Source organism: Flavobacteriales bacterium, assembly GCA_030584065.1.
Lineage (GTDB): Bacteria > Bacteroidota > Bacteroidia > Flavobacteriales_F > PHOS-HE28 > PHOS-HE28.
On sequence record CP129489.1, the window covers coordinates 2543962 to 2569400 of the forward strand.

Sequence of the window (25439 nt, forward strand, 5' to 3'; positions counted from 1 at the left end):
CTGCTTGAGTGGCCCTGCCGTAGGCGCCGTTGCGCTCGGAGCGGATTCCCGTCCCTGTGGATCGCCATCGGCCCGGCTCATCGGCTCAGGAATGACCGCCGATGCACCCGGCCACACTGCGATCCGCGCTTTCCGGTCAGGTGCCGGGCAAACCTATCCGCAGCCCATGCGCTCAGCGGATGGCGCCTTCCGCACTTGTCAACAGCGCCGTGTGGGCCGACCCGTGGAATGCTGCCTTGCAGGCAGCGGGCCCCTGGGTGCCGCTCATCGATGCGCTCGTCATCCTCGTCGAAGGAACGGCTGGTTTCGCTGATGTCGCGGTGCAGGCGCAGCGTGGGCTTCCACGGACCGCAATGGAGCATCCCCGCCGCCGCTCAACAGACCGCTGGTGATGATTCGCGACCCCTCGCCGATCTGCAAGCAAGCGCCTGCGATAGCTTTCGATAAACATCCGCCCTATGCGCCGCTCATTCGCCCTTATCACCCTGGTCGCCCTCATCGCCTCCTGCCGTCGCGAAGAGCCGGCGGCCCCGCAGGACTTCACGCAGGAAGGCCTCTTGGTGGAGAGCAGCCCTGCCCTGCCCGAACCTGCCGGGGATCCCTACACGCAGGAGGAGCTCGACCGCATCGTGATCCGCACCCTGGAGTCGCGCAACGATTTCCGATGGGAGTGGATGGACCTGCGCACGCTTTGGAGCGCCGTGCAGTACAATGACCACACCCTTGCCATCGGCTACCAGCCCGCAGGCGCCGTCGGGGTTGACGACCGCCTGCACGAGGTCGATATCCGCAGCGGAGCGTGGAAGGCGGTGCACGATGCGCTGCTGGCCCGCATCCTCGATGCGCTGAATGCCGACAGGAAGTCGGAACCCGTTACGCTCGACGACATCCTGGTGGAGGACGACCCCGTGCTGCCGATCCTCACCCTGCGCCTCACCGACAAGCGGGCGATCACCATGCTGGCCAACCTGCGCAACGTGCGCTACCTCGAGCCCTTGGACTACTTCCCGGAGGCCGGGCGCGATCAGCGGAGCACCAGCGGCTGCAATGCCAGCACCACGGCAGTGAACGCCGCCGACCTCACCACCATCACGCCGAATGCCCGCCTGCCGTGGAACTTCAACAACCACGGCATCCCCGCCGCATGGACCTCCGTCACGGGCGCAGGCATCACCGTGGGGATCATCGATGCGGGCATCAGCTCCGCGCAGCCGCTCATCGGCGCCGACTTCAACAACGGCGACAGCGATGCGGGGCGCACCATCACCACCGGCTACACCTACGGCGGCAGCGCCTTCAGCAGCTGCGCTCACGGCACCAGCATGAGCGGCCAGGCCGTTGGGCCGCGCAACGCCACGGGCGCCGCCACCGGCGTGGCCTACCGCAGCAGCCTGCGGTTCATCCGCGCCTGCCAGGACGTGGTGCTCGACCAGAGCGGCGAGCGTACCGGCGTGAAGAACGCGCTCGTCGCCCTCGGCGATGACCCTGCCGTGCGCGTCATCAGCATGAGCATCGGAACGCCCTTCAGCAGCAGCGTGCTCACCGATGGCGTCAACTACGCGTATGGCAAGGGCAAGATGCTCATGGCCGCGGCCGGCACGAGCTTCAGCTGGACAAGCTGGTGGGGCGTGATCTACCCTGCAGCGCTCCCGAAATGCGTGGCGGTGACCGGCGTGAAGGAGAGCGGAGCCAAATGCAGCAGCTGCCACGACGGCAGCCAGGTGGACCTCACGATCTGCATGGAGCGAAATGCGAGCAGCAGCCGCAACTCGCTCAGCCTGCCGCCCAGCGGCACCTCGCCCATCTACATCGGCGGCAGCAGCAGCGCCACCGCCACCGCAGCGGGCATAGCCGCGCTGGTGTGGAGCGCACGGCCCACCGCCACGCGTGAGCAGGTGCTGGGCTGCCTCACCTCCACCGCGCAGTTCGCGGCGGCACCGAGCGGCAGCAAGGGGTACGGCAACATCAACGCGGCGGCCGCGGTCAACTGCGCACTGGCACCCTAGGGCTCATCAAGCCGGGAGCGGGCGGGGCGCCCCGCCCGCCTCGCGGCCGCCGTTGCCCAGCCCATCGCCACCGTTGGCCGCACCGTCCGCCCCTTTCCAACTAAATCCTTGGCTATTCGACTAATACTTTAGTTATAATTGGGGCCATGGAACGCCTCACGCGCGCCGAGGAGACGGTGATGCACGCCCTCTGGAAGCTGGGCCCGTCCTTCGTGAAGGACCTGGTCAAGGCCATGCCCCGGCCGCGGCCGGCCGTCACCACCGTGAGCACCATCGTGCGCATCCTGGAGGAAAAGGGCTTCGTCGGGCATGAGGCCTTCGGCCGCAGCCACCGCTACCACGCCCTCGTGAGCCGCGAAGCCTACGGCAAGCGCGCAGCGCGACGGCTGCTGCACGACTACTTCGCCGGGTCGCCGCACGCCCTGCTCTCCTCCTTCATGGAGCGAGAGGACATCGGGGCGGAGGAGCTCGATGCGCTGCTACGCCTCATCAAGAAGCACCGCAAGCCATGACGCCCGCGATCCTCTGGTACCTCAAGGCCAATGCCGCGCTCGCGCTGCTGCTCGGCGCCTACTGGCTGGCGCTCCGATACGAGACCTGGCTTGCGGGCCGCAGGGCGTGGCTCCTCGGCGCGGCCATCTCCGCCCTCCTGCTGCCGCTCCTTCCGCCGTTCCCGCTTCCCGCCGCTACCGTCCTGCAGGACCTGCCCGTGCTACGCCTCGCCCCCGCCTTCGCGCAGAAGGCACCCGCCATCGATGCCGCTTCGCTGCTGGTGACGCTGCATGCGCTGGTGAGCGTCGCGCTGATCGCGCGCCTCGGCTGGCGCATCCGGAGGGCCACACGCGCGCTCGCCCATGGCCTCGGCGGCGCCTCCTCCTTCTTCGGCAGGATCCACATTCCCGATGGCGCATCCGTCCGCGACCGCGCTGCGATGCTGGCCCACGAACGCGCCCATGCCGCGCTCGGCCACAGTTGCGATGTGGTCGCGCTCGAGCTCCTCGCCGCAGCCTGCTGGTCAAGCCCCCTCTGGCGCATCCTGCTGCGCGAACTCCGCCGCGTGCACGAGTACCAAGCCGATGCGATCGCTGCGCGGTCGACCGACCACTACCCCGAGCTGCTCCTCGCCAGCGCGCTCGGCGTTCCTTCCGAAGCGCTCCTCAACCGGTTCCGCACATCCAACCTCCAACACCGCATCCGCATGCTCCACAACAACCGCCCCCCGCGCAAAGCGCTGCCCAAACTGCTGATCGCCCTGCCCCTGGTGCCCCTCCTCGCGCTCCTCACCGGCACCAGCCGCATTCCTGCCGGCATCCCGCCGCCTTCGGCCGTCGTCCTCCAAGCCGACCGTCAGGCGGAATTCCCCGGCGGCATGGAGGCCCTCGTCAAGCACCTCAGCGCAGCCATCGCCTATCCGGAATCGGCCCGTAAGGACGGCGTGGAGGGCATGGTGCACATCGCCTTCACCGTGCAAGCCAGCGGACGCGTGGCCGGCGCCCATGTGAAGCACGGCGTGCGCGACGACCTCGATCGCGAAGCAGTGCGCGTGGTGAGCGCGATGCCCGAATGGAAGCCCGCACTCATCAATGGAAAGGCGGTGGATACCGAGCTCACCCTGCCCATCGCCTTCCGCTTGGGCGCCAAGCCGTAGGCGCTGACCAGCGCCCTGATCGCCGTCAGTGTCCGACCCTGAAGGGCGACCGACCTTTCTGGTATGAATCCGACGGCGGAGCCCCGGCGCATCCTGCATCCCACCAATCTTGAGGCCGCGGCGACCGGCGCCTTCGCGCATGCCTTGCGCCTGGCCGTCTCCGCCCGCGCCACGCTCACCCTGCTCCATGCCGGCGAGGAGGACGACCGCACGATGGGGGCCATGCCGCAGGTGCGTGAAACGCTGCGCACCTGGGGGCTGCTCCGCAGCGCCGATGGCGCACAGGAGCTGAAGGATCTCGGCCTCGGCGTGCGCAAGCTGCTCGCTAGCGGTGATCCCGTGCAGGCCTGCGCCGACTACCTCGAGGAGCACCGCTGCGACCTGGTGGTGCTGCACACGCATCAGCGCGAAGGCGGCGCAGCTTGGCTGGGCGGCCGTGTGGCCGAGCCCGTGGCACGCGAGGCCCAGCAGCCGGTACTGATCGTCCCCGGTGGCGCACAAGGCTTCGTGGACCCCGCTACGGGCGCCCTTCGGCTGCAGCGCATCCTGGTACCTATCGACAAGGCGCCCGCACCCGATGCGGCCGTGCTGCTGACCGTCTGGTTGCTGGAGACGCTCGCCGTGGAGGATGCCGAGGTGATGCTCCTCCATGCCGGCCGGGAGGACCGTGCCCCGCGCGTGCAGCCGCCCCAGCGCCCCGGATGGCAATGGCACCTGAACGTGCAGGAAGGAGAGGCCGTGGAGACCATCCTGCGCGTGGAGCGCGCGTGGCAACCGCACCTGGTGGTGATGACCACGCAGGGCCATGATGGCATCCTGGACGCCTTGCGCGGCAGCACCACCGAACGGGTGCTGCGCCAGATTCGCTGCCCCTTGCTGACCCGTACGCTCAAGCCGGATTGAACCCGGTACGGACATTGCTGTCCAACCCCTGAAACCCATTGCCATGAAGCCGCTGCTTCCCCTCCTGGCCCTGATCGGCGCCCTCGGCGCCCAGGCCGCGCCGCAAGCACCCGATAGCACGGGCCTTCCCGGCGACCAGTTCAGCCTCCGCGGCGCACTCGATGCCTTCAAGCGCTCCAAGGACCTGACTGAATTCGAGCAGGCGCTGAACACCTCCGACAACCAGGTGAACAACCTCGACCTGGACAGCAACGGAGAGGTGGACTACATCCACGTGCGCACCCATGCCGATGGCGATGCGCGCGTAATCGTGCTGCAGGCCGCTTTCGGCAAGGAGGACGTGCAGGACGTGGCGGCCATCGAACTGGAGCGGACGGGCGACGGGCAGGCGGTGGTGCAGATCCGCGGCGATGAGCTGCTCTATCCGGAAGCCACCATCATCGAGCCCGCCGAGGAGGTGAAGGAGGGCGGCCGCAAGGGCGGCGGGCCCTCCGCACCCGATGCGCAGATCACCGTTTGGGTGAACGTGTGGGGATGGCCCAGCGTGCAGTGGTGCTACGGTCCGTACTGGTACGACTGGGCGTCTCCTTGGTACTGGGGCTATTACCCGCCGTGGTGGAGGCCGTGGCGGCCGTGGGGCTGGAGCGTGTGGTGGGGCTTCCCACGGCCCTACTGGGGCTGGTACCATCACGTGCACTACTGCCGCGTGGAGCGCGCGCACAATGTGTACATGCACCGTCGCAGCGTATCGAGCACGGTGAGCAAGCGCCCTGATGTGGTGCGCCGCCCGGCCGCACCCGGGCAGCCGGATGGGAAGGACAGGGGCGTGCGCCCGGTGGAAATGGAGCGCGGTAAGCAGCCCGAGACCAAGCCGCAACGAGTACCGGAAACGAAGCCCAACCGTGTGCCCGAAACCAAGCCTGATCGCAAGCCTACCCGTCAGCCCCAGGTGAATCCCGAGCGGAAGCCGCGCGAGCGCGTTGCGCCCCCGCAGAAGCAGCCGCAGCGAACGCAGCCCGCACCGCAGCGGAACCCGCCCCAGAAGGCACCCGGCCGCCCCCCTGGCGGCAGGCGCTGAAGGCCGTAAGCCGTGAATGCAGGTGATGGCCGTGCCGCCCATCCGAGGCAGCACGGCCATCATCGTCCATGGGAGTCACTCCTGTGCCGCTGCGCGCAGGCGCTGCTCCAAGGCCTTGATCCGATTCAGCTCCGCTTCCAGCACCCGATCATCGGGCCGTTCGGTGCGCTGGTAGCGCTCCATGATCTCGAGCGTGCGCTGCAGCTTGATCAACTCCATGAGTTCCGCGGTCCGCGCCCGGATGGCATCGTATCGGCGGCCCGATTCGCGGGCATCGGCCACGGCCGCAGCATAGCGGGCCTCGCTCTGCCTGAGCCGGCTGCGCTGCTCATCGCGCTCCAAGCTGTCCGACAGCCGATCGGCATGCGCCAGGGCCGCTTCGTAGTACGCGCGGTTGTTGTCCTCGAATCGCTGGTGCGCCTCCACGCTGTCGGCATGCGTGCGATGCTGCCGATCCACGTCACGGATCAAGGTGCGCAAGGCCGTGTCCCGCTCCAGCGCCTCGGCAAACAGCGCTTCCACCAGGTCATCCGCATAGCCGCGCCCCGAGAAGGAGCCCTTGATGTCCTGCACGATATGGCCTTCCTGCAATGCCGCAGGCACCTCTTGCTGCGCACGCTCACTCATCGGCGCGCTGCACCCGGCGATCGCCACCGCCATGAACACTGCTCCGTTCCGATGCATGGGCCCGAAGCTACAGCCAGCGCATTCGACCCGCTATGGGCGCTTCTTCTTTCCTGCGCCTTCCACGATGGCGGTCTTCTTGTGCGCCTTGGCGCTGCTCACGCTCATGAAGCGACCGGTGATCGCACTGCGACCGATGCCGGCGGCCTTCTTCGGGGCGGACTTCCGCACGGTCTTGCGCTGGGGGGCCTTCTTCGCCATGGTGCCAGGATTGGAACCGAAAGGTACCGCCGATGCGATTGCCCGCGCCTGACATCCGGCAGCTTCCCGCTCAGGCCTTCTTCGCCGGGCAGGTGCTGATGCCGAACGGTGCGTACAGCGGACAGAAGCCGATCGCACTGGTGAGCAGGAAGACGGCGCCGAGTGCAAGCAGCACGATGCCCAGCGTACCGCTCACCGTTCCGGTGAAGTACAGCACGGCAAAGACGATGGCGACGAGCGCGCGGATGAGACGGTCTGCGGAACCCATGTTCGGCTTCATGATGGCAGGGTATTGGTTGTCGAACCGTGAATCCGGTTCGCGATGCACTGGCATCGGCCATCGCAACGCGTTACCGTGTAACAAAGGTGGTGGCGGTTCTGCCCTGGTCCGGTGACCCTGGTCACCGTAGCCGTTCTTTCTCCCAATGCCCGATGAAGACGCACACCAGGCCTCGACGCGGCCGCCGTCGTTGCCTGACCTTGCACGCCTCACCAGCTTTGCCGCGACTTCCATGCGCCGGGCGGCAGCTCCGGTTGCGCTCGCCCGCGAAACACTAGCGCAGCAATGTCACATGGCCGATGAGGTCCTTCCGCGCCTGATAGGGGAGACGGTACCGAACCCGGTACACGTACACCCCGTCCTGCGAAACCGTGCCTTGATAGGTGCCATCCCACTTCGCAAGCGGATCCTCCGTGGCATAGATCAGCTCGCCCCAGCGGTTGAACACCATCAGCAGGAACTCCTCGGGGTCGCAATCGCCGACCCAGCTCCAGGCGTCGTTCCGCTCATCGCTGTTCGGCGTGAAGGCGTTGGGGATGTACACGGCGCATGAGTCCGCGCAGTCCTGCAGGGTGATGGTCCGTTCCACGGTGACCGTTCCGCAGCTGAGCTGGGCGGTCATCGTCACCAGCAGCTCGCCCTCGACGGCCAGCATCACCTCTGGATTGATGCCCGTGGCGGAGCCCGCCGCCGCTCCGAACTCCCATTGCGCGCCCACGATGGCCGAATCCGCCACCGCCGTGAAGCGGGCGGGCTCCTGGATGCAGCGCGCGTCAGCCGTGAAGTCGGCGGTGCACAGGCATTCCACGTTGGTCACCCGGGCGGTGGCCTCATCCGTGCAGCCATTGGCATCCGTGATGCGCACCACGTAGTCACCGCTGTCCGCAACGGCAGTGGCGTCACCGACCTCCGCTCCATTGAGCATGTATGCGGCGGTCATGCCGACGGTGGGGAACACCGCGCTGAGGTCGACCGTTTGCCAGGGGCACAGCGCGAAGCTGAGGTCGCCACCGAGTTCCGGGTTGGCGTGCACGGTGTAGTTGACCACCGCCGTATCCGTGCAGTTGAAGCCATTGGTGACCACCAGCTGGTACGAGCCCGATGCGCTCACTGCGCTGGGATCGGCGACCGGAGTGCCGCCCCATGTCCATTCGGTGCTTAGGTCTGTGGTGCTGAAGAATGCCGTGAGATCCGTGGATGTGCCGGCGCATGTGCTCGTGCTCTGATCGCCCCCCAATGCCGGGGATGGGTCCAGTTGCAGGGTGACCATGGCCGTGGCGGTGCATCCGGCGGCATTGGTGACCGTGAGCGTGTAGGTGCCCGCTTCGGTGACGGCGGTCGGATCAACTACCGGAGCACCGGCCAGGGTCCAGGCCGTGTTATCGGTTCCTGTGGCGTAGAGGCCGGTCAGGTCCACCGCAACCGCATCGCAGCCGGTCAACGATTGATCGGGACCCAGCACCGGAAGCGGCATCAATTCCACCGTGGTCTGTGCCGTGTCCGTGCAATTGTTGGCATCCACGGCCACCAGTGTGTATACGCCCGGCGTCATGACCGCAGTGGGGTCCGGCACCGGCAATCCGCCGAAGGTCCAACTGGTGGTGAGTCCCGTGGTTGGGTAGAAGCCTGTGAGGTCCAAGGGCTCATCCTCGCACGTGAAGTCGATCAGGTCCATGCCGAGCAATGGGCTCAGGAGCACGCTCACCACCACCAGGGCCGTATCGCCGCAGCCGGCTGCGGTGGTGGCCACAAGCTGGTAGGTGCCGGCCTGCTGCACCGCAGTGGGGTTGGCGACTGGTGCGCCGATGAAGGTCCAGGCCGCGCTCATGCCATCCGTGGTGAAGAAGGCGCTGAGGTCCAGCGAGGTGTTGTTGCAGATGCTGGCCGCCTGGTCCGGGCCTAGCGCCGGCGGGTTCTCCACGGTCAGCGTCGCCACGGCATCATCGGTGCAGCCATCCGGCGTGACCGCATTCACGTTGTAAGTCCCTGGCAGGCTCGCTGCGGTGGGTGCGGTGATCGGAACGCCGTTGAATGACCAGGTTGCGCTGAGGCCTGCTAGCGTGAACAGCGCGGCGAGGTCGGCACTGCCGCCTGCGCAGATGGTCGCGGCCTGGTCCGGACCGAGCACGGGCGTGTCTGCCACGGACAAGGTGACCTGCGCCGTATCGCTGCAGCCGAAGTTCGTTGCGGCCACTTCATACACCCCCGGTGACGAAGCTGCCGCGGCCTCGATGCTGGAAATCGGTGCGCCATCGTGCGTCCATGTCGCGGTGGTGGCGCCGGCAAAGCTGAAGAGCGTGGTCAGATCCACCGGCCCCGCGCCGCTGCATTGCGTCACCGCTTGATCGCCTCCGAGCGCGATGGACGGTGCGGCATACACCTCGTACGATCCATAATAGTAGCATTCTCCCCACCAGTCGTAGCCCTCGATGTAATAGGTGCCTGCAACGGCAACTGCATACGGATCCGGCACGCTGCCCATCCAGGAGCTCACGATAAGGGTGACGCCCGAGCCTCCCCATGCGCTCTCGAAGCTGCTCAGCACATCCACCGTCTGCCCCGGGCAGATCGTGGCCTGCTGCCAGCCCATGTCGATCATGCAAGGCGGCGGCGGCGTGTTGATGGCCATGGTGAAGCCGCCGCTGTTGGCGTTGCCATCGAACCAGCCCGGATTCCACCCCTCGCCATTCTGCGCGCCACCCGGCCCGGCATTGGGGCCGCCCGCACAAGCCGTATCGATCACCGTGATGACCCAGGTGCCATCGGCATCCTCCCCATCGAACACGCTGAAATCGCCGCCTTGCGGGGCCCACCAACCGGTGAAGGGGGCGCTTCCCGTGGTGATGTCGGAGCCGCCCGCGATGAAGTTGGTGCCCGTGTAGTTCTGGCCGCCCGCGCCGTTGAAAGCCGATAGCAGCAGGGTGGTGCCCTCCGGCGAGGTGAGGGTGATCTGCAGGTACTCCGGATGGTCGGTGGTGATGTTGACGCCCAGCGAATAGATGGAATACACGCCCCAGGGGCTGGAGCCCCAGGGATAGAGGGTCCCGATCCCCGCCACATTCGCCGTGAAGGTGCTGGTGTCGCACGGCGGTATGGGACCGCTGGTGAAGGGAATGGTGAGGGTCTGCGCAGCGCCCGGCAGGGCCAGGCCAAGCATCACCAGCGCTCCCCCGAGGATGGGAAGGATACGGGACCGGAGCCGGGACGGACGGGGCAGGAGCACGTGGAAAGGTAAGCCTATACGGTTGACGCGGCCTCCGGAAGAACGTTGCCTCAGCCGATGGGCCGCGCATGCCATGGACCAGCGCTCGCCGCCGATGGCCCCGCCCCTATCGGCGGAAGGGCGAGCGCAGCTCGAACGCGGCCGGCCTCACCTTGCGGATGAAGGGACCCGCGAGCTGGTTGGTGACGCGGTTGCAGAGCTTCACGTGCACGCCCATGGCCACCGGCACCGCGCCCAGCCCGCTCTTGGCCTGTTCCGAGGTGCGGCCGTAGTTCACGCGGCGAAGGCCGCGCGAGATGGCCAGCTCCAGCAGGTCGACGAGCATGCGCAGGTAGATGGCGTGCTGCCGGTTGTGCGCATAGTCGATGCCCACGAACTGCGCATCGAGGCAATCGCCGTTGACGAAGGCCGCGCTGAAGCCCACGAGCTCGCCATCGAGCCAATAGCCCCGCAGCACCATGGCGTCGCCGAAGCGCTCCTTCCAGCCGGCGTAGGCCTCCACACAGAGCCGCCCGAAGATGTAGGGCGATTGCTCCAGCACGGCATCCAGCAGCTCCTGCATGCGCCCGGCGTTGGCCGCGATTGCTTTCGCGTCGAGCTCCATCACCCGCAGCGCCGATGAGCGCTCCAGGATGGAGCGCAGCCGCGTGCGTGCCTTGGCCGTGAGCGCGCTCTGATAGTCCTCCAGGCACTTCCATGCCGGATTCACCGCGAGCACCATGTTCACGTCGGTGGCCAGCGCATGGTAGCCGCGGCCCTGCAGCACCCGGGCGGCCTCCTCATCCCTGGGCCAGTGCTCCTTGAACACGCGCACCGCCACGCGGCGCTTCAGCCGCCCATCGGCCATCACCGCGGTCATCGCGCGGTCCAGCGCCTCCAGCTGCGCCGCGCGCGGCACACCGGCCACGAAGTGCGCGCCGTGGTCGCCGCAATGGAACACGTTGCCGCAGACCAGGGCCCGCAGCTTCAGCTCGCGCCGCACGCGCGCCTTGAACAGGCCCATCCGGCACGCCGCTTCGCTCTGCTGGCCGCCGTTGTCCTCGAACTCCGCCAGCTGGAACACCGCCACGCCCACCGGGCCGCGCGCCGCATCGCGGAACAGCACGTAACGGAATTCCATCGCGTCGCGCATGGCCTCCTCCAGCGCGTGGAGATAGCCATGGCTCAGGAAGATGGAGCCGTCGGCAGCCGCGGCATCCCAGGTTGCGGCACGAAACGAGGCGATGCGCTCCTTTACCTCCACCTGCACCGGTGCCCCGGCTTCGGCAGGGCCTGCCAGCGCGATGGCAATGCTGCGTGTGGTGGACCGCATCGGGGCGAAAGATCGGGGTTGAGGGCCGTGCGCCGCCGCAATCCGGCGATGCAGGCGCTAGCCGTGGTGAACGCCGCGCAGGCGGCCTGGGTTCGCGGACCGGGAGCCGGGCGGATACTCGACACGGTTTCGCTTCGGGCGCATGCCTCGTCTATGCGCATCCCACGCTCTGCGCGTAGCCTGCGGCTACGCGCAACAACGCAGGCTCATGGTAGCCTGTGGCTACCTTCCCCTCCATGCCGGGCTACAGCATACACGACCAGCACGCCATCCACTTCGTCACCTTCACCATTGTGGAATGGATCGATGTGTTCACGCGGCGCATCTACCGCGACATCGTGCTCGACAGCTTCCGCTACTGCCAGAACCACAAAGGACTGAAGGTGCATGCGTGGGTGATCATGAGCAATCATGTGCACGCCGTGCTGAGCGCCTCGGAGGGCAACCTCTCCGATGTGATCCGCGACCTGAAGGGCCATACGAGCAAGGCCATCGTCGCGGCAGTACAGAATGAGAATGAAAGCCGTCGCGAATGGATGCTGGCCCGGTTCGCGGCGAATGCTGTGACGCACGCCCGCAACACGCACTACCAGGTGTGGACGCATGACAACCACCCGCTCCAGCTTCAATCATACACCATCAAGCAGCGCGTGGACTACACCCACCAGAACCCCGTCCGCGCGGGTTGGGTGGACCAGCCACGCGACTACCTCTACAGCTCGGCGCGTGACTACCAGGATGAGCCCGGCTTGCTGAAGGTGGATAGGGTGTGGTGAACTCTGTGCGTAGCCGTACACTGCGCATAGCCTGCGGCTACGCGCAACACCGTAGGCTCTTCGCAGCCTGTGGCTGCCGCATTCGTTGTTGCCATGCGGCAGGTAGCCAAAGGCTACCATGTTCCTGTTCTTGTCGAGCGTAGCCGCAGGCTACGCTCAGATAGCGGACACGCTACGCGCAGTGGGGGGGAAAATTGCTGATGGCGATTTCGTGAACCTGGATGATTGAATCCTGACCTTCTTCCTTCTGCACATTGCCTGCGGCTACGCGCAACACCGTAGGCTCTTCGCAGCCTGTGGCTGCCGCATTCGTTGTTGCCGTGCGGCAGGTAGCCACAAGCTACCATGTTCCCGTTCTTGTCGAGCGTAGCCGCAGGCTACGCTCAGATGATCGCCACGCTACGCACAGTTGGGACCCCGGATGGCCGGGACCTACGCGCTTCGCGCGCCCGGCCTCCCGCCCTTCGGGCTGGGGGACGATCACGAACGGGGCCGGTGATCACGGCTGCTAGACGCAGGGTCGCCGAAGAAGGCAGACCGCTGCGGTGGCAGGTAGGCGGTCACCCTGCGCGGGTATAATTACACCCTGCGCGGGTCTAGAAGGCGGTACGCGAGTACACCCTGCCGGGGCTTAAAATCTACACGCAGTCGGGGACACCCTGCCCGCTCTCAGAGCTGAGCCAGATTTGTGACGAGGTTGTAGGTGAACCAACCATCACCGGTCTTGAAGATCTGCGGCTTCGCAGTTTGTGCATCACGCACCAGGCCAACGCCATCATCGAAGGGGATGAATGACACGACCTTTGAGTACGGCACCCGCAGGCTCTTTGCTGGCCCAGCGAAGTAGATGTGCCTATCGGTGATATACACCGCACCTTTATCGACCAGAACACGCTCAGTGCTGTAAACAGGTGCGCCTTTAAACGCGCCCACCCTGTAATACACGCCCTGCATCACTTTGATGCTCGCGCCACGTGAGCCACCCTGGTAGGTACGCTTGGTCTTGTCCTCCCAGTACTCGCAACCGCCGAATGCCCACACAACCTTCTCCCCCTTCTGAAGATTGATCGGTAATGGTTCACTCAGGTTGAATCGCTCAGGAATTGCCCCGGCCAGCACATCTCGTATCACGGCTGCTTTGACCACTCGCGTGTGCGCGCCGGTCTTGTCCAAGTCCTCTTCGGTGAACTTGAAGCCATTCTTGACCGCCATGAGCTTGCGCTCCTCCTCCACATCGATGACTCCATCCTCAAGGCACTTCTCCACGCTGCTGCACCAGCCCGCAATGATGGCTTCGCGCACATCTTCCTGCGTCAGCTTGCCGGATTGTGCTGCTTCATCAATGAGTTCCTTGATTCTGCCTGCCTCCGATGGTTGGAGGACCGCCGCCACAATGCTATCCCGCAGCTTGTCCTTGAACACCTTCACAACTGCCACGCGTGCCTTCTCCTTTGCATCGCACTCAGCATGTTTCGATCGGAGAAGACCGGCCGGCTTACCACAGTAGATGCAATTGCCCATGTCAGATTGGTTTGCCCGGCTGAAAGTAACCAAGCTACTTGACCAAGCAGCGAGTGCCACGAGTCACAGACTCGCGGCAGCGGGGGAGCCACAGGCTCACGGCAGCGGGGTCAATCTGAATCAGCCATTGGCCAAAGGAACCGTGCGGGCCTTGAACTGCAAGTCATCTGAGACAACACAGTTCGTGTCTGTCAGGCTGTGAAATGATACTTGCATAAGGACATCCAAAGCCATCTGCGGCGCAGGCGGCATCGCTCCCAGTTTGTCGTTCGCGAAGGCTTCAATTTGAAGCAAGCATGCCTTCATAGCTGTCAGTACTTCGTCAATGCTTACTGAAACAAGGCCATACGAGTCTCTATTGACTCTACCGATCGCCGTGAGGGTAACCCTGTCGATTGTATTAAGCAGAGCCCTTCCGCACGGATTCGTACCGTTGAAGGTTTGCTCTGGGAAGGGGTAATAACCACATGTCATACTGAACATCTGACCATGATCATCTGAAACGCTCTCTCGCGCTACCCACCCTATCTGACCAAACGGTACCGTGCTTGCATTCATCATGGCTTCTTGTGCAATGCGCTCATCGAGGTGCTGAACGGTATCGCGCAACTGCTTCACCTGACCTATTGAAGAAAGCGAAGATTGATCAAGTGAACATCCCGTCTCCTTGCCAAAGATCCGAGCGATCTTTTGGAAGCGATAGGCACAGTCAATAATGGACCAGACGCAATCAAATACGAGGTGACTAGCTGGGGGCTTGTCGGTAAAGGAAATTAAGTGCAGTTGCTTGTGAAGCTCCAGCGTCTTGTCCTTCGCGATAAGTGCGCAAGTCCGCATCCCGTCTAGGAGCAGGACCTGGTTGGGGTGCAGATTTCTAGGCAGCCTGTTCAGAGGACTATCGATCGCTAGCATGCTTCTCCAAATGTCCGCAGGGCCCACTTCCGTGAGCCCTGCGATTGCGTTTCATTCGGTGCTCACTCCTACCCGCTGCACATCTCGCACCCCTCCGGGTTATCGAGGCTGCAGGCAATCTCGGCGGCGGCGCGCTCCTCGGCGGTCATGGCCTTGGGGCTCCGTTCGACTGAGCTCACGGCATGGGTCGTTGTGGGGCCGCTGATCACGGGGTCCATCACCACGGTGCTGCCCACCGCCACGCCGTTGCCAGCTCCCTCGCTCGCCGAGGCCTTGGCGTAGGCGGGCTCCTTCGCCGCCGCAGGCTCCGCGAGCTTGCTCTTATCCACCGTGAACTTGATGGCATCGGTAGCGGCCTTGGTGCGCAGGTAGTACATGCCGGTCTTCAGGCCCGCCTTCCAGCTGTAGAAGTGCATGCTGGTGAGCTTGCCGAAGTTGGCGTTCTCCATGAAGATGTTGAGGCTCTGGCTCTGGCAGATGAAGGCACCGCGGTCGGCCGCCATGTCGATGATCACCTTCTGGCTGATCTCCCAGGCGGTCTTGTAGAGGTCCTTGAGGTTCTGCGGGATCTCCGGGATGTTGGCCACGCTGCCGTTGGCGGCGATGATCTTGTTCTTGAGCGTCTCGTCCCACAGGCCCAGCTTCACCAGGTCGCGCAGCAGGTACTTGTTCACCACCACGAATTCGCCGCTGAGCACGCGGCGCGTGTAGATGTTGCTGGTGTAGGGCTCGAAGCACTCGTTGTTGCCCAGGATCTGCGCGGTGCTGGCCGTGGGCATGGGCGCCAGCAGCAGGCTGTTGCGCACGCCGTGCTGCTTCACCTCGGCGCGCAGCGCCTCCCACTCCCAGCGGTCGCTGGGCTTCACGCCCCACATGTCGGGCTGCATGATGCCCTTGCTCATGGGGCTGCCGGCGTAGGTCTCGTAGGGGCCTTCCTCCTTCGCCAGGTCCTTGCTGGCGGTGAGGGCGGCGTAGTAGATGGTCTCGAAGATCTCGCGGTTCAGCACTTTCGCCTCCACGCTGTCGAATGGATAGCGCATGAGGATGAAGGCGTCGGCCAGGCCCTGCACGCCGATGCCGATGGGGCGGTGGCGCATGTTGCTGCGGCGCGCCTCGGGGATCGGGTAGTAGTTCTGGTCGATGACCCGGTTGAGGTTCTTGGTGAGCTGGTAGGTGACCTCGAAGAGCTTGTCGTGGTCGAACTTGCCCTTCTCCACGAACTTGGGCAGGGCGATGGAGCCGAGGTTGCACACGGCCACTTCATCGGGGCTGGTGTACTCGATGATCTCCGTGCAGAGGTTGCTGCTCTTGATGGTGCCCAGGTTCTGCTGGTTGCTCTTGCGGTTGGCGGCATCCTTGAAGAGCATGTAGGGCGTGCCGGTCTCGATCTGGCTCTCGAGGATCTTGAACCAGAGCTCCTGGGCCTTGATGGTCTGGCGGCCCTTGCCCTCGGCCTCGTACTTCTCATAGAGCGCCTCGAACTCCTCGCTGTGGGTGTCGCAGAGGCCGGGGCACTCGTTGGGGCACATGAGGGTCCAGTCGCCGTTCTGCTCCACGCGCTTCATGAAGAGGTCGGGGATCCACATGGCGTAGAAGAGGTCGCGGGCGCGCATCTCCTCCTTGCCGTGGTTCTTCTTGAGCTCGAGGAAGTCGAAGATGTCGGCGTGCCAGGGCTCGAGGTAGATGGCGAAGGAGCCTTTGCGCTTGCCGCCGCCCTGGTCCACGTAGCGGGCGGTGTCGTTGAAGACGCGCAGCATGGGCACGATGCCGTTGCTGGTGCCGTTGGTGCCCTTGATGTAGCTGCCCTTGGCGCGCAGGTTGTGCACGCTGAGGCCGATGCCGCCGGCGCTCTGGCTGATCTGGGCGCACTGCTTCAGGGTGTCGTAGATGCCGCTGATGCTGTCGTCCTTCAGCTGCAGCAGGAAGCAGCTGCTCATCTGCGGCTTGGGGGTGCCGGCGTTGAAGAGCGTGGGGGTGGCGTGGGTGTACCAGCCCTCGCTCAGGTCGTTGTAGGTGCGGATGGCACTCTCCAGGTCCTCCTTGTGGATGCCGACGGCCACGCGCATGAGCATCTGCTGCGGGCGCTCCACCACCTTGCCGTGCATGCGCAGGAGGTAGCTGCGCTCCAGGGTCTTGAATCCGAAGAAGTCGTAGCTGAAGTCGCGGTCGTAGATGATGGCGCTGTCCAGCGTATCGGCGTGCTTGCGGATGATCTGGTACACGTCCTCGGCGATGAGGCTGGCCTTCTCGCCGGTCTTGGGGTCCACGTAGTCGTAGAGGTCCTTCATGGTCTCGCTGAAGGACTTCTTGGTGTTCTTGTGCAGGTTGCTGACGGCGATGCGGCTGGCGAGCTGGGCATAGTCCGGGTGCTTCACCGTCATGGTGGCGGCCACCTCGGCGGTGAGGTTGTCGAGCTCGGTGGTGGTGACGCCATCGTAGATGCCGTCGATCACCTTCATGGTGACCACGGTGGCATCCACCATGGGGTCCAGTCCATAGCACAGCTTCTTCACCCGGGCGGTGATCTTGTCGAACTTCACTGCCTCCCGGCGGCCGTCGCGCTTGATGACGTACATGTTCTCTCGATGGGTTTGGTTTTGGTGGACCGGCCCGCCTCGGCTCCCGCCTCGTCGGTCCGGCGTGTTGTTTTTCCTGTCAATGCAGGGCTTCCAAGATGGTCCCCTGCCCGTCCCTTGGCCCGGTTGTCAAACGGATGATCGTCAACCGGCGGATGTGAATTGCGGATGCATGCCGGCTGTCTGCTGTCCGAGCCCGATGCCGCACGGGCCATGCATCGGGCATCGGACAACGACCGCCGACAACTAGAAGTCAGCGTCGAGGGTGAACTTGGCCTGGTCCTTCTCCTTGTTGAGCACGCCGGCCTTCTGGTACTCGCCCACGCGCTTCTCGAAGAAGTTGGTCTTGCCCTGCAGGGAGATCATCTCCATGAAGTCGAAGGGGTTCATGGCGTTGTAGATCTTCTCGTTGCCGAGCTCCACCAGCAGGCGGTCGGCCACGAACTCGATGTACTGCTGCATGAGCTTGGCGTTCATGCCGATCAGGTTCACGGGCAGGGCGTCGGTGACGAACTCCTTCTCGATCTCCACCGCGTCGCGGATGATGGTCTCCACGGTCTTCTTGGGGAGCTTGTTGATGAGGTGCTTGGTGTAGAGCAGGCAGGCGAAGTCGCAGTGCAGGCCCTCGTCGCGGCTGATGAGCTCGTTGCTGAAGCTGAGGCCGGGCATGAGTCCGCGCTTCTTGAGCCAGAAGATGCTGCAGAAGCTGCCGCTGAAGAAGATGCCCTCCACGGCGGCGAAGGCGATGAGGCGCTCGGCGAAGCTGCCCTTGCCGATCCAGCGCAGGGCCCACTCGGCCTTCTTGCCCACGCACGGCACGGTCTCGATGGCGTGCAGCAGCCGGTCCTTCTCGATGGGGTCCTTGATGTAGGTATCGATCAGCAGGCTGTAGGTCTCGCTGTGGATGTTCTCCATGGCGATCTGGAAGCCGTAGAAGAAGCGGGCCTCGGGGTACTGCACCTCGTGGAGGAAGTTCTCGGCGAGGTTCTCGTTCACGATGCCGTCGCTGGCGGCGAAGAAGGCCAGCACGTGCTTGATGAAGTAGCGCTCATCGTCGTTGAGCTTGTCGGCCCAGTCCACCAGGTCGGCATGCAGGTCGATCTCCTCGGCGGTCCAGAAGGCGGCCTCGTGCTTCTTGTAGAACTGCCAGATGTCGTGGTGCTGGATGGGGAAGATGACGAAGCGGTCCTTGTTCTCCTTCAGGATCGGCTCGTTGGCGTCAGCGTTGCTCGGGAGCTCCATGCTCATCTGGGGGTCTTGTTGGGCGCTCATCGGTAATGCGTTCTGGGTTCGTGTGGGGACGGTTTCGCCGGCAGGACGGGTCCCGCCATCTTCACTTCTCGGTCTTTTCGCTGGGTCCGCCGGCGTCGTGCTCCGAAGGGATCGGGGCCGGGGCGTCGGCGGGTCACAAAAGTGGCCCCGGAGCGGGGGCGGTGCAACGGGTCGGCGGCACCACTTACCTCTACTTTTCAACACGGGCCGGTTCCCCGCGACAGACGCGGAAGAGACGCACCGCGGACACTTGCAAGCGATTTCTTTTCACGATCGGTTAACAAGCCCGGAGCCGCGCGGCCGTAGGGCGAAAGCGCGAACATGGGTGCGCGGTTCGCAGCGGTGACGGGCGTTCCACGGAGGGAGCGGCACGGAGGGTCGCGAGCGGCGGGGGATCGGTGGATGCGGGCTCTGCCGGGGACGCAGCGGACGGAGCGAACGCGCGCGCGGGCCTTTCCTCCCGGTGCCCCCTACGAGGCAGGGCGCAGAGGGCTACTGCTTGCCGCTCTTGCGCTCCATCTCCCACTCCGCGTAGATCCCCTCCAGCTCCGCATACCAGGCCTCGCCGTACTTGCGGATGAGCGCATCCTTCAGGAAGCGGAATACCGGCACATCGAGCTTGGCGCCGCACGCACGCGCCGGCTTGCACAGGTTCCACTGATGGTAGTTGAGCCCCTCGTGGAACTTCAGTTTCTCGATGCGGATGGGATACAGGTGGCAGCTGATCGGCTTGCGGAAGGGGATCCTCCCGTCCTTCCACGCCTTCTCGATGCCGCAGAGCGCGATGCCGTTCTCGAAGATGGTGAAGGCGCATTCCTTCCTGCCATCCACGAGCGGCGTCACCAGGTCACCGTCCTCGTCGATCACGCTGAAGCCCTGCTCGGCAACGGCCTGGCGGCCCTTCTCCGGGATGTAGCTGCGGAACTCGGGCCAGAGCTTCTCGATCTGCTCGGCCTCCTCGGGCTCCAGCGGGGCGCCGCTCTCGCCCTCCACGCAGCAGGCGCCCTTGCAGGCCCCCAGGTCGCAGACGAAGCGCTTCTCGAAGAGGTCCTCGGAGATGAGGGTGCCGCGGTGCTCGATCATGGCGCGAAGCTACCGGGTTCAGCCGCAACCATGCGGCGGCGCAGCGGGAACGCCACCTTCACCGCCGACCTGGGCGTCGCGAATTCGTCGCGTGTCCGCTCCGTTGCGGTTCCTTCGCGCTTCACATCTTTGCGCCCCGCGACGCTGAAGGTTTCCAGAGCGACCGCGCGCACATCATGAGCAACCAGGAAGACCGCCTCAAGACCCTCATCGGCCATGCCAAGGAGTATGGCTTCGTGTTCCCCAGCAGCGAGATCTACGACGGCCTCAGCGCCACCTACGACTACGGTCCGTACGGCGTGGAGCTGAAGAACAACATCCGCCGCTACTGGTGGGAGGCCATGACGAAGCTCCACGAGAACATCGTGGGCATCGACGCGGCCATCTTCATGCACCCCACCACGTGGAAGGCCAGCGGGCACGTGGACGCCTTCAACGATCCGCTCATCGACAACAAGGACAGCAAGAAGCGCTACCGCGCGGACGTGCTCCTCGAAGAGCACATGGCCAAGTACGCCGACAAGATCGAGAAGGAGGTGGAGAAGGGCCGCAGGAAGTTCGGCGAGGCCTTCGACGAGGCGCAGTTCCGCGCCACCAACCCCAACGTGAAGCGTTCGCAGGAACGCATCGATGCTGTGGAGGGCCGCATGAAGGCCGCCCTGGAGGCCAACGACCTCGCCGCCCTGCGCCAGCTGATCATCGACGAGGAGATCAAGTGCCCCATCAGCGGCACGGGCAACTGGACGGACGTTCGCCAGTTCAACCTGATGTTCGCCACGGAGCTGGGCAGCGTGAGCGGCGAGAGCAGCACCATCTACCTGCGGCCCGAAACGGCGCAAGGCATCTTCGTGAACTTCCTCAACGTGCAGAAGAGCGCGCGCATGAAGATCCCCTTCGGCATCGCGCAGACCGGCAAGGCCTTCCGCAACGAGATCGTGGCGCGGCAGTTCATCTTCCGCATGCGCGAGTTCGAGCAGATGGAGATGCAGTTCTTCGTGAAGCCCGGCACCGAGATGGAGTGGTACAACGCGTGGAAGGAGCAGCGCATGAAGTGGCATCGCGCGCTCGGGCTCCCCACTGAGAGCTACCGCTTCCACGACCACATCAAGCTGGCGCACTACGCCAACGCCGCCTGCGACATCGAGTTCAGGTTCCCGATGGGCTTCAAGGAGCTCGAGGGCATCCACAGCCGCACCGATTTCGACCTGGCCAACCACGAGAAGCACAGCGGCCGCAAGCTCACCTACTTCGACCCCGAGGCCAACGAGAGCTACGTGCCCTATGTGGTGGAGACGAGCATCGGGCTGGACCGCATGTTCCTCGCCATCCTCAGCGCGGCCTACGACGAAGAGAAGCTCGAAGGCGGCGAGGAGCGCGTGGTGCTGCGCATCCCTGCCCCGCTTGCCCCCGTGAAGGTGGCCGTGCTGCCGCTGGTGAAGAAGGACGGCCTGCCCGAGAAGGCGCGCGCCATCATCGACCGGCTGAAGCTCGACCACAACTGCCAGTACGACGAGAAGGACAGCATCGGCAAGCGCTACCGCCGCCAGGACGCCATCGGCACGCCCTACTGCATCACGGTGGACTACGACACCATGCAGGACGGCACCGTCACCATCCGCGAGCGCGACAGCATGAAGCAGGAGCGCGTGGCCATCAGCGAGCTGGAGCGCATCGTGAGCGAGAAGGTGGACCTGCGGGTGCTGCTGCGGAGGCTCTGACCCGCCGAGTAACTTCGTGCGTGCACGGTCCGTCCCATGACGGACCTGCGCATTCCATGGCCGTACGTTTCCCCACCCTGCTATTGGCCTGCACCCTGCACGCCGGCCTGCTCGCCCAAACAGGCATCACGGTCAACCTCGATCTGCGCGACCAGCGCAATGACCGCCTGGAAGTGGAGATCCTCGTGCCGCCCATGCCCGGCGATGCCCCGCTGGTCTTCGCCCTGCCACGCATCGTCCCCGGCATCTATGGCGTGATGGACCACGGCAGGCTGGCCGGAGCCATGGAGGCCTTTGATGGCGATGGCGATCCGCTTCCCATCGAGCGCATCGATGTGGACCGCTGGAGGCTGCCGAAGCCACAGGGATTGACACGCATCACCTACTCCGTTGACGATGGCTGGGAGGAGTTCGACATCCGCTTCTCCATCGGCAACTACCGCTCGTCCGAAGGCACGGTGAAGCCCACGGCCGCCGTGCTGAACCACAACACCATCATCGGCTATTTCGAAGGCTTCGAGCACCTGCCCTACACGCTCCATCTGAAGAAGCCCGCCACGCATTACGCCGCCACGAGTCTGCCCCGCACCACCGAAAGCGGCGGGGCAACGGCCTTCCAAGCCACCAGCTACCGGCACCTTGTGGACAACCCGATGCTGGTGGCGGAGCCGGATACCGCCCGCATCCGCCTGCAGGACATCGAAGTGCTGGTGGCCTGCCACAGCACCACCGGCCAATCGATCGCGCATGATGTGGCCACGCACATCCGCCCCCTCCTTGCCGACCAGCGTGCCTACCTCGGCGGCACCTTGCCTGTGAAGGAGTACACCTTCCTCATCTACCACAACCCCAGCAACCGCGAAGGCAGCACCATGGGCGATGGGCTGGAGCACTCCGCCTCCACCTTGATCCTGCTCTGCATGCCGCTGGACCCGGCGGCCATCGCCCAAAGCGTGCATGGCATCGCCAGCCATGAGTTCTTCCACACCATCCTGCCGCTCAGCGTGCACAGCGAGGAGATCGAGCACTACGACTTCCATGCCCCGCGCATGAGCCGCCACCTCTGGCTGTATGAGGGCATGACCGAGTACTTCGCCATCCACATGCCCGTGAAGCAGGGCCGCCGGTCGGTGGAGGAGTTCCTGGGCGTGGTGAACGAAAAGGTGCGGATGATGCGCAAGTTCACCGACAGCATCCCCCTCACCACGCTGAGCCAGCAGGCCATGGAACGGCAGGACCAGTACTACAACTTCTACCTCAAGGGCACGCTCTTCTGCATGGGGCTGGACATCGCCCTGCGCGATCGCTCGAAGGGCGCCTACGGTGTGCAGGAATTGGTGCGCGACCTGCAGCGTGAATACGGACCGGGCAAACCGTTCAAGGACGAGGACCTCTTCGCCGCCATCGAGCGGCTCACGGGGCCGGACATCGGGAGCCTGCTGCAGCGGCACCTCAACGAGCCGGGCGCGCTGCCGATGGCCCACTGGGCGCAGCGCACCGGACTTCGCTTCGACGAGGGAACCGGACAGCTGAGCGTTGCCCCCAAGGCCACCCGCCAGCAAGTGCAGCTCAGGAGGTGGTGGCTGGGCCGGTGAGTGCACGGTGAGTGTGCCAGCGCCGCCATGCCGCACCTCGGGGCTGATGTCCTGCGCCTTTGGCTGACCGCGCAGGCCGCTTCGCCGGGCGGCATCGCCCGTTCACTGTTCACCCCAATCGGGGAGTCACAGGCCGGTGTAGGTTCACATTCATAGCGTCCAACCTACCTCAATCCGGCACCCATGGAACGTCTCTCCACCGCCCTGCTCACGAGCCTTTCGCTCATCATCCACCACGCGCACGGCCAAGCCTTCGCCGAGCTCGACATCAACGACGTGCGGGCCCGGGTCCACTCCAACGGGCTCATCGGGCCCAACCTGGCCACCGGCAGCAGCGCCTTCATCGTGCCCGTGGCGGGCGGCGCAGCGCCCCTCTATGCGAGCGGCCTCTGGATGGGAGGGCTCACCTCCTCCGGCCAGTTGCGGCTGGCGGCTCACCTTGCCGGAGCCACCGGCAGCGATTACTTCCCCGGTCCCCTCACCGTCACCGATGCCTCCATCACGCCTGCGGTATCCGCCGCCTTCGACCAGGTATGGAGCATCACCCGCCAGCAGGTGGAGGACCACCGCGCCTGGTTCGGATGCATCCAGGACCCCGGGTGCGACATCAGCGTGCTGTTCCCCGACGGCTACATCATTCCAGAGGCCTTCCTGACCTGGCCGGCCATGGGCGATGTGAGCGCCGACCAGGCCCTCTACCTGGCGCCCTTCATCGACCAGGATGCCGACGGGGCCTATGATCCATTCAACGGGGATCATCCCTGCATCCTCGGTGACCAGGCCCTCTATTGCATCTTCAACGACAACCTTGGTGCGCACCAGGTGTCCGGCGGTCTGCCCATCGGCGTGGAGGTGCAGATGATGCCGTTCGCCTACACCGGGGACCCGGCGCTGGACCAGACGATATTCGTCCATTACAAGGCCATCAACCGCAGCACGCAAACGCTCACCGGATTCCGGATCGGCCATTATGCCGACTTCGAGCTGGGCTGCCCCGATGACGACATCGTGGGCACCGATGCGGGCCGCAGCATGGTGTATGCGCTCAATGGCGACCCTGACGACCAGAACTGCCTGGGCGCGACCGGCTATGGCGCCCAGCCGCCGGCCTTCGGCACGGTGGTGCTCAAGGGCCCCTTTCTCGATCCGGATGGGGCCGACAATGGCCAGACGCTTGCCGAGGGCTATGTGAACGGAACGGGCTTCGGCGACGGCATCCTGGAGAACGAGCGCTTCGGCCTGAGCAACTCCATGTATTTCCTCCGGCAAGGACCCAACGCCATGACCGACCCCTCGAATGCCGCGCACTTCCACAATCAGCTCCGCAGCGTGTGGAAGGATGGCTCGCCCCTCACCCATGGCGGCACGGGCTACCCCACGGATCCCGGCGCGGTGCCGACCCTCTTCGCCTTTCCCGGCGATTCGGACCCACTGGGCAATGGCACCAACGGCGTTCCGCAGGGCGCCTGGGCCGCCACCCTCGACGGCACCGGCCTGCAGGTCGACCCGCGTACCGTGGCCGGCATGGGACCCTTCACCCTGGAGCCGGGGATGCATGTGAACCTGCTGGTGGCCTATGTGTTCGCACGGGCCGCGAGCGGTGGGCCGGAAGCCAGCGTGGCCGCCCTGCAGCAGCGCGTGGACAGCGTGCGGGCCTTCGCCCATGCCATCCCGTCCATGTTCGACCACCTCACCGAGGATTGGCCGCCCTGCCAGGAAGCCTTTGCGGGCATCTCCGATGCTGGATCCCCTGCACCATGGGCCACCCTGCATCCGAACCCCGCCACGGACCGTGTCACCCTGAGCCTGCGCCGGTCCGGTGAGCCCGTAGTGATCACGATCATCGATGCCCGTGGCAGAACGGTGCTGACCCAGCGCGCAGCCGATTCGGCGGTCATCGCCGTCGACCACCTCCCGGCCGGGCTCTACCTCGTCCGGTGCGAAGCGGCAGGCCGTGTGAGCGGCCTTCGCCTGGTGCGGGAGTGAGGTCTCGCGTCCCATGCGGCTTCGCCTATCTTCGCCGCCCCCTGCCCAGGTGGCGGAATCGGTAGACGCGTCGGTCTCAAACACCGATGATGCAAGTCGTGTGGGTTCGAGTCCCACCCTGGGCACCAGGATATGCGCTCATGCGAGCATGCGCCCATGACCTGCCGAAGATTGCATCGGACCCATGAGCACATGGCCCCATGCCCGCCGGACACATGCAACAGGACGCACTGGTCTATTCAGACCCTGGGAAGCAGGAGCGCTACGACCGCGCCTACATGCGCATGGCGCTGGAGTGGGCCAAGCTGAGCCATTGCACCCGCAAGAAGGTGGGCGCCCTGCTGGTGAAGGACGGCATGATCATCAGCGATGGGTACAACGGCACGCCCACCGGATTCCCCAACGATTGCGAGGATGAGAGCGGCATCACCCTCTGGTACGTGCTGCATGCCGAGGCGAACGCCATCATGAAAGTGGCGCGGAGCACCAACAATGCGCGCCACGCGACGTTGTACCTCACGCACTCCCCCTGCAAGGAATGCAGCAAGCTCATCCTGCAGGCGGGAATCAGGCGGCTCGTGTACCTCGATGCCTACAAGGACCCATCCGGCCTGGCGCTCCTGGAGAAGGGCGGACTGCTCGTGAGCAAGCTGGAGATGCCCTGA

The 25439-nt window shown here is 65.1% G+C and carries 20 protein-coding genes and 1 tRNA gene; 11 read left to right on the plus strand and 10 right to left on the minus strand.

Annotation, left to right across the window (positions count from 1 at the left end; all coding sequences use genetic code 11):
- Nucleotides 1–458: 458 nt before the first annotated feature.
- The 5 genes from QY325_10740 (at nt 459) to QY325_10760 (ending at nt 5635) form a co-directional block, all read left to right on the plus strand.
- A complete protein-coding gene (locus QY325_10740; protein WKZ65237.1) occupies nt 459–2006 on the plus strand; it encodes a S8 family serine peptidase in 1548 nt (515 codons plus the stop codon).
- 146 nt (nt 2007–2152) lie between these two features.
- Nucleotides 2153–2518: a BlaI/MecI/CopY family transcriptional regulator gene (locus tag QY325_10745; protein ID WKZ65238.1), complete on the plus strand. Its 366-nt coding sequence runs from the start codon at nt 2153–2155 to the stop codon at nt 2516–2518.
- Nucleotides 2515–3654 (plus strand): M56 family metallopeptidase, encoded by a 1140-nt coding sequence (locus QY325_10750; protein WKZ65239.1) that lies wholly within the window; start codon nt 2515–2517, stop codon nt 3652–3654. Before QY325_10745 ends, QY325_10750 begins: the two co-directional genes overlap by 4 nt.
- Nucleotides 3655–3717: 63 nt before the next feature.
- A complete protein-coding gene (locus QY325_10755; GenBank protein ID WKZ65240.1) occupies nt 3718–4557 on the plus strand; it encodes a universal stress protein in 840 nt (279 codons plus the stop codon).
- Between the two features lie 43 nt (nt 4558–4600).
- Nucleotides 4601–5635: a hypothetical protein gene (locus QY325_10760; GenBank protein ID WKZ65241.1), complete on the plus strand. Its 1035-nt coding sequence runs from the start codon at nt 4601–4603 to the stop codon at nt 5633–5635.
- A gap of 75 nt (nt 5636–5710) precedes the next feature.
- On the opposite strand, the gene QY325_10765 is transcribed toward QY325_10760, so the two are convergent.
- The 5 genes from QY325_10765 to QY325_10785 all read right to left on the minus strand — a co-directional run bounded on the left by QY325_10765 (nt 5711) and on the right by QY325_10785 (nt 11335).
- On the minus strand, nt 5711–6319 hold the full coding sequence (locus QY325_10765) for a hypothetical protein (protein ID WKZ65242.1): 609 nt from the start codon (nt 6317–6319) through the stop codon (nt 5711–5713).
- 33 nt (nt 6320–6352) lie between these two features.
- Entirely contained in the window at nt 6353–6520 is a 168-nt protein-coding gene (locus QY325_10770) for a hypothetical protein (protein WKZ65243.1), read from the minus strand.
- A gap of 70 nt (nt 6521–6590) precedes the next feature.
- Nucleotides 6591–6800 (minus strand): DUF2892 domain-containing protein, encoded by a 210-nt coding sequence (locus QY325_10775; protein ID WKZ65244.1) that lies wholly within the window; start codon nt 6798–6800, stop codon nt 6591–6593.
- A 274-nt stretch (nt 6801–7074) separates the two neighbouring features.
- Nucleotides 7075–10023, minus strand: a complete 2949-nt coding sequence (locus QY325_10780) for a gliding motility-associated C-terminal domain-containing protein (protein ID WKZ65245.1) — start codon at nt 10021–10023, stop codon at nt 7075–7077.
- Nucleotides 10024–10129: 106 nt separating this feature from the next.
- Nucleotides 10130–11335: a GNAT family N-acetyltransferase gene (locus QY325_10785; protein WKZ65246.1), complete on the minus strand. Its 1206-nt coding sequence runs from the start codon at nt 11333–11335 to the stop codon at nt 10130–10132.
- Nucleotides 11336–11571: 236 nt separating this feature from the next.
- Between QY325_10785 and QY325_10790 the strand changes: the two genes are divergently transcribed.
- Nucleotides 11572–12111, plus strand: coding sequence for a transposase (locus QY325_10790; GenBank protein WKZ65247.1), 540 nt, complete (start codon nt 11572–11574; stop codon nt 12109–12111).
- A gap of 669 nt (nt 12112–12780) precedes the next feature.
- On the opposite strand, the gene QY325_10795 is transcribed toward QY325_10790, so the two are convergent.
- The 5 genes from QY325_10795 to QY325_10815 all read right to left on the minus strand — a co-directional run bounded on the left by QY325_10795 (nt 12781) and on the right by QY325_10815 (nt 19475).
- Nucleotides 12781–13632, minus strand: coding sequence for a hypothetical protein (locus tag QY325_10795; GenBank protein WKZ65248.1), 852 nt, complete (start codon nt 13630–13632; stop codon nt 12781–12783).
- Between the two features lie 120 nt (nt 13633–13752).
- Nucleotides 13753–14544 (minus strand): hypothetical protein, encoded by a 792-nt coding sequence (locus tag QY325_10800; protein WKZ65249.1) that lies wholly within the window; start codon nt 14542–14544, stop codon nt 13753–13755.
- A gap of 68 nt (nt 14545–14612) precedes the next feature.
- Nucleotides 14613–17120: a ribonucleoside-diphosphate reductase subunit alpha gene (locus QY325_10805; protein ID WKZ65250.1), complete on the minus strand. Its 2508-nt coding sequence runs from the start codon at nt 17118–17120 to the stop codon at nt 14613–14615.
- A 246-nt stretch (nt 17121–17366) separates the two neighbouring features.
- Nucleotides 17367–18392, minus strand: coding sequence for a ribonucleoside-diphosphate reductase small subunit (locus QY325_10810; GenBank protein WKZ65251.1), 1026 nt, complete (start codon nt 18390–18392; stop codon nt 17367–17369).
- A gap of 492 nt (nt 18393–18884) precedes the next feature.
- The gene (locus tag QY325_10815; GenBank protein WKZ65252.1) at nt 18885–19475 is read right to left on the minus strand and encodes a DUF3109 family protein; all 591 of its coding nucleotides are present in this window, start codon (nt 19473–19475) and stop codon (nt 18885–18887) included.
- 176 nt (nt 19476–19651) lie between these two features.
- Between QY325_10815 and QY325_10820 the strand changes: the two genes are divergently transcribed.
- The 5 genes from QY325_10820 (at nt 19652) to QY325_10840 (ending at nt 25439) form a co-directional block, all read left to right on the plus strand.
- A complete protein-coding gene (locus QY325_10820) occupies nt 19652–21193 on the plus strand; it encodes a glycine--tRNA ligase (protein WKZ65253.1) in 1542 nt (513 codons plus the stop codon).
- Between the two features lie 56 nt (nt 21194–21249).
- On the plus strand, nt 21250–22788 hold the full coding sequence (locus QY325_10825) for a hypothetical protein (protein ID WKZ65254.1): 1539 nt from the start codon (nt 21250–21252) through the stop codon (nt 22786–22788).
- A gap of 183 nt (nt 22789–22971) precedes the next feature.
- Nucleotides 22972–24774 carry a T9SS type A sorting domain-containing protein gene (locus QY325_10830; protein ID WKZ65255.1) on the plus strand — a complete coding sequence of 601 codons (1803 nt, stop codon included), beginning with the start codon at nt 22972–22974 and terminating at the stop codon, nt 24772–24774.
- Between the two features lie 43 nt (nt 24775–24817).
- Nucleotides 24818–24902, plus strand: a tRNA-Leu gene (locus QY325_10835).
- Between the two features lie 72 nt (nt 24903–24974).
- Complete coding sequence (locus tag QY325_10840; protein WKZ65256.1) at nt 24975–25439, plus strand: dCMP deaminase family protein; 465 nt, start codon at nt 24975–24977, stop codon at nt 25437–25439.